Origin of the sequence: Aeromonas sp. QDB30 (assembly GCF_027707645.1) — a bacterium.
Taxonomy (GTDB): Bacteria; Pseudomonadota; Gammaproteobacteria; order Enterobacterales; family Aeromonadaceae; genus Aeromonas; species Aeromonas caviae.
Genome location: NZ_JAPCIY010000139.1, coordinates 1 through 3,927 on the forward strand (window position 1 = coordinate 1; position 3,927 = coordinate 3,927).

3 protein-coding genes and 1 pseudogene are annotated in these 3,927 nt (G+C 62.8%); 2 read left to right on the forward strand and 2 right to left on the reverse strand.

The window, feature by feature from the left end; genetic code table 11:
• Nucleotides 1–161: 161 nt before the first annotated feature.
• The gene (gene rsuA / locus PG896_RS20575) at nucleotides 162–854 is read left to right on the forward strand and encodes a 16S rRNA pseudouridine(516) synthase RsuA (protein WP_043153817.1); all 693 of its coding nucleotides are present in this window, start codon (nucleotides 162–164) and stop codon (nucleotides 852–854) included.
• A 97-nt stretch (nucleotides 855–951) separates the two neighbouring features.
• On the opposite strand, the gene PG896_RS20580 is transcribed toward rsuA, so the two are convergent.
• Entirely contained in the window at nucleotides 952–1,854 is a 903-nt protein-coding gene (locus tag PG896_RS20580) for a DMT family transporter (RefSeq protein WP_201873181.1), read from the reverse strand.
• A 290-nt stretch (nucleotides 1,855–2,144) separates the two neighbouring features.
• Here PG896_RS20580 and PG896_RS20585 point away from each other — a divergent pair, with 290 nt between their 5' ends.
• Complete coding sequence (locus PG896_RS20585; protein WP_161469711.1) at nucleotides 2,145–3,782, forward strand: peptide ABC transporter substrate-binding protein; 1,638 nt, start codon at nucleotides 2,145–2,147, stop codon at nucleotides 3,780–3,782.
• Between the two features lie 82 nt (nucleotides 3,783–3,864).
• Here the strand turns inward: PG896_RS20585 and PG896_RS20590 are convergent.
• Nucleotides 3,865–3,927 (reverse strand): annotated as a pseudogene (locus PG896_RS20590) (IS200/IS605 family transposase); the annotation flags it as partial.

Genomic DNA, 3,927 nt, shown 5'->3' on the forward strand with positions numbered 1-3,927 from the left:
CGCGAGCAGCTATCACCCAGTAATGGGAATCCCCCTCCTGTGACGCGAAGCGCTAAGGTGGGGGAGGATGTCAACTTGAGTCCCTGTCGCTTAGTACTGGTGTTGTCGGGTCTGACCGATATAATGTCGCCCCCAATCATGATGGATTCCGAGGTTTTTGCATGCGGCTCGACAAATTTCTTTGCGATTGCTCCGATTTGACCCGTTCCCAGGCGGGCAAGCTGATCCGTCAGGGGGAAGTGCTGGTAGACGGCGTGCTGGTCAAGCAGCCCGCCTTTCACATCAATGAGCAACACCAGATCGAGTTTGACGGTGTGACCTTGACCCTGAACCTGCAGAATCGCTACTTCATGCTGCACAAGCCGGAAGGATATGTCTGCTCCAACGAGGACCCGGATCACGCCACCGTGTTCCACCTGCTCGACGAGCCGGCCATGGGCAAACTGCACGTGGTGGGGCGCCTCGATCTCGATACCACCGGGCTGGTGCTGATCACCGATGACGGCCAGTGGTCCCATCGCATCACGTCGCCCCGGCACGAGTGTGCGAAGACCTACCACGTCTGGCTGGCTGATCCCGTGAGTGAAGAGGCCATCTCGCTCTTTGCCGACGGTATCTACCTGCGCAACGAGAACGACAAGACCCGCCCTGCGGAGCTGGAAATCCTGGACGATCGGGAAGCACGCCTGACCATCCACGAGGGCAAGTATCACCAGGTGAAGCGGATGTTCGCCGCCATCGGCAACAAGGTGGTCGGGCTGCATCGGGAACGCATTGGCGATCTGGCTCTGGACGATGAGCTGGCACCGGGGGAATACCGGGAGCTGACCGAAGAGGAAGTGGCTCTGTTCTAGGGACGCGATCGCCTCTCTCCCTGTCCGGCAAGGGTGAGCATCGGCGGCTCAGAGCCGCCGATGGGCGTGTTGGTCCTTCCAGGAGGATAGACGGGGCTCAGTTCCCCATTCCCAGCACCAGGGCCGTGCCCAGGGTGGCCAGCAGGGCTCCGGCCCAGGCGGGGAGCGAGGGACGCATCCCCGAGTGCCACCACAGCAAGGGCAGCAGAATGACCGGTGTGGTGGAAGACAAGATGGCCACCATGCCCACATCTCCCTGACGCAGGGCCACCAGGATCAGGGTCATTCCCAGCGTCATCGCCAGAAATCCGTTGATGCCTATCATGCCGAGCACCTGCCGGTTGATTGGGTTGTGCGGCATGGCGAGCGGCAGGCGCAGTGCCCGCAAGACGCAGTGTGCCAAGAGTGCGCTGCCCATGCGCACGCCGGAAGCGCTCACCGCGTCCACGGTGCCGCTCATCATCACCGGCTTGGCGATGATGGCTCCGAGGCTCTGGCACAGGGCTGCGGTGAGGCCAAGGGCTATGCCGACCACGAGGCGGCCGCGCACCTGCTCCCATTCGTTCTGCAGGTTGTCGCCACGACGACCAAACAGGATGGCGAGCATGACCCCGGCCAGGACCAGCAAGGCGCCTGGCAGGCGCCAACCATCGAGCCGCTCGCCAAAGAGCCAGAGCCCAAGCAGGGCGGAGAAGAGGGCGTGGCAGGAGAAGAGCAGACCGCTGCGCCTGGGGCCGAGTCGGTTCATGCAGGCAAAGAGGGCAGTATCGCCGACGAAGATGCCGATGAGGCCGGAGAGGGCCAGCAGGGGAAGGGCGCTCTCGGTGAGGGTCTGCCAGCCTCCCGTCACCAGACTTGCGCTGGCCAGCATCAGGCTGACCAGGAACATCCGCCAGCGGCTGTAGGCAAAGGCCCCCAGATGGCGAGCCGGTTTGACGGAGATGAGGGCGGCGATCGCCCATAAACTGGCGGCAGCCAGCGCCAACCATTCGTAACCCATAAAGACCCCTGAAACGGTAGACGACAACCGGACCTACAGGCGACATATCACCCCGGGCCGATTGCCAACGAGGCAGGGGAGTGCGCCTTCTGGCGATTGCGCCCACCCGTGGCGGCCGTGTCGTCATAAAACCTTGAAAAAAATAGCCCGAAAGACTCCCTCTATCGGGCAGGCCCGATACAATACGGGTCGTCTTCGGGGATAACAAGCGCGGCATGATGCATTCGGTTCCAGGCGCGCCGCCGGCCTTCCCCCCATTGCAGTCAAAAGAATTGAACGAGGTTGATGTCATGTTTTACCGTTTCGCCGCCAGGCCAGCCCGCCGCTGGCTCTCTCCCTTGCTGTTCGGGTTGATGGCGGTGCCGCCGCTTCAGGCCACTACCGTGGTGCAGCAGCCCGTGCTGTCGGACAGGCAGACCCTGGTCAAGGGCAATGGCGCCGAACCCGAGTCCCTCGATCCGGCCCTGATCCGCTCCGGTTTCCCGGGGGAGGTGGTGCTGGTGGACCTGTTCGAGGGGCTGGTGAGCGAGGATGGTCAGGGCAAGATAGTGCCCGCCCAGGCCCAGCGCTGGGAGACCAGCGAGGATGGGCTGGTGTGGCGCTTCTTCCTGCGTCCCCAGCTCAAATGGTCCAACGGCGAGCCCCTCACCGCCCGGGATTTCGTCTACGCCTGGCGGCGGCTGCTGAACCCGGCGCAGGCTTCCCCCTCCGCCGGCCTGCTGCTGGCGACCGGCATCAACAATGCCCAGTCCATCTATGCCGGGGCGCTCGACCTCGATGCCCTGGGGGTGGAGGCAGAAAGCGACCAGATCCTGAAAGTGACCCTGGAGCGCCCCATTCCCTATTTCCTGCAACTGGTCAGCCAGCGCCCCTTCGTGCCGGTCAACGAGCGGGTCATCGCCCAGTTTGGCAAGCAGTGGACCCAGCCAGGCAAGATGGTGAGCAATGGCCCCTACAAGCTGGCGAGCTGGGTGGTGAACGAGCGCATCGAAGCCGAACGCAACCCCCAGTACTGGGATGACGCCCATACCCGGATCCAGCGGGTGACCTACCTGCCGCTCGCTTCCCAGCATGGGGAGCGGCTGCGTTACGAAGCGGGGGAGATCCAGCTTACCAACAAGGTGGCGCTGGAGTACTACCAGAAGACCATGCAGGAGGCACCGGAGCGGATCTGGGGTCTGCCGCTGCTTGGCACCTATCTTTACACTTTCAATCTCAATCGCCCCGAGTTGCAGGATGTGCGGGTGCGCCAGGCGCTCTCCATGGCCATCGATCGCCACCTGCTGACCGAGAAGGTGAGCGGCCAGGGGGAGCGCTCTGCCTGGTCACTGCTGCCCGCCATGCCGGGTTATGACGAGCTGGATATCCCCCTCTCCCGGGAAGACCAGCCGACCCGGTTGGCCCGGGCCGCCGCACTGTTGGCCCAGGCGGGCTACAACAGCGCCCATCCCCTCAGGCTGACGCTGACCTACAACACGTCGGAGAACCACAAGAAGCTGGCCCTGGCGGTGGCGGCCATGTGGAAACCGCTGGGGGTCGAAGTCTCCCTCAACAACATGGAGTGGAATGCCTATCAGGTGGCCAAGGACAGTGGTGATTTCATGCTGGCTCGTTCATTTTTGTTTGGTGATTATGTCGAGCCGTCGTCCATGCTTGGCAGTTTCCGCTGCCAGGATCCCCAGAACGAGAGCGGCTACTGCAACCCCACCTTCGATGGTCTGCTGCAACAGGCCTCCGAGACCCTGGATGCCAACGCCCGGTCCGGGATCTATCATCAGGCCGAGCAACTGCTGATGGAGGAAGTGCCCGTCATCCCCGTCTATCACTACAACCAGATGCGACTGGTGGACCCGGCACTGCGCGGCTTGCCGAGCCGCAATCTCAAGGGCGCCATCGCCACCAAGGATCTCTATTTCAGCCAGCCATGAGGAGTGTGGAATGAAGATTGCCATCTTAAATGCGAAATGGGACTCCCTCCGACGTAGGTGGGAGGGGTATTTCGCCGGGGCGTCAGCCCCGCTGGTTTTGAATGTATTGCTTGATCACCTCCAACGGTGCTCCGCCGCAAGAGCC

Excerpts from the sequence above, each read along its gene's own strand:
- PG896_RS20580 (WP_201873181.1), bottom strand. The coding sequence starts at position 1,854 with ATGGGTTACGAATGGTTGGCGCTGGCTGCCGCCAGTTTATGGGCGATC.
- rsuA (WP_043153817.1), top strand. The coding sequence starts at position 162 with ATGCGGCTCGACAAATTTCTTTGCGATTGCTCCGATTTGACCCGTTCC.
- PG896_RS20585 (WP_161469711.1), top strand. The coding sequence starts at position 2,145 with ATGTTTTACCGTTTCGCCGCCAGGCCAGCCCGCCGCTGGCTCTCTCCC.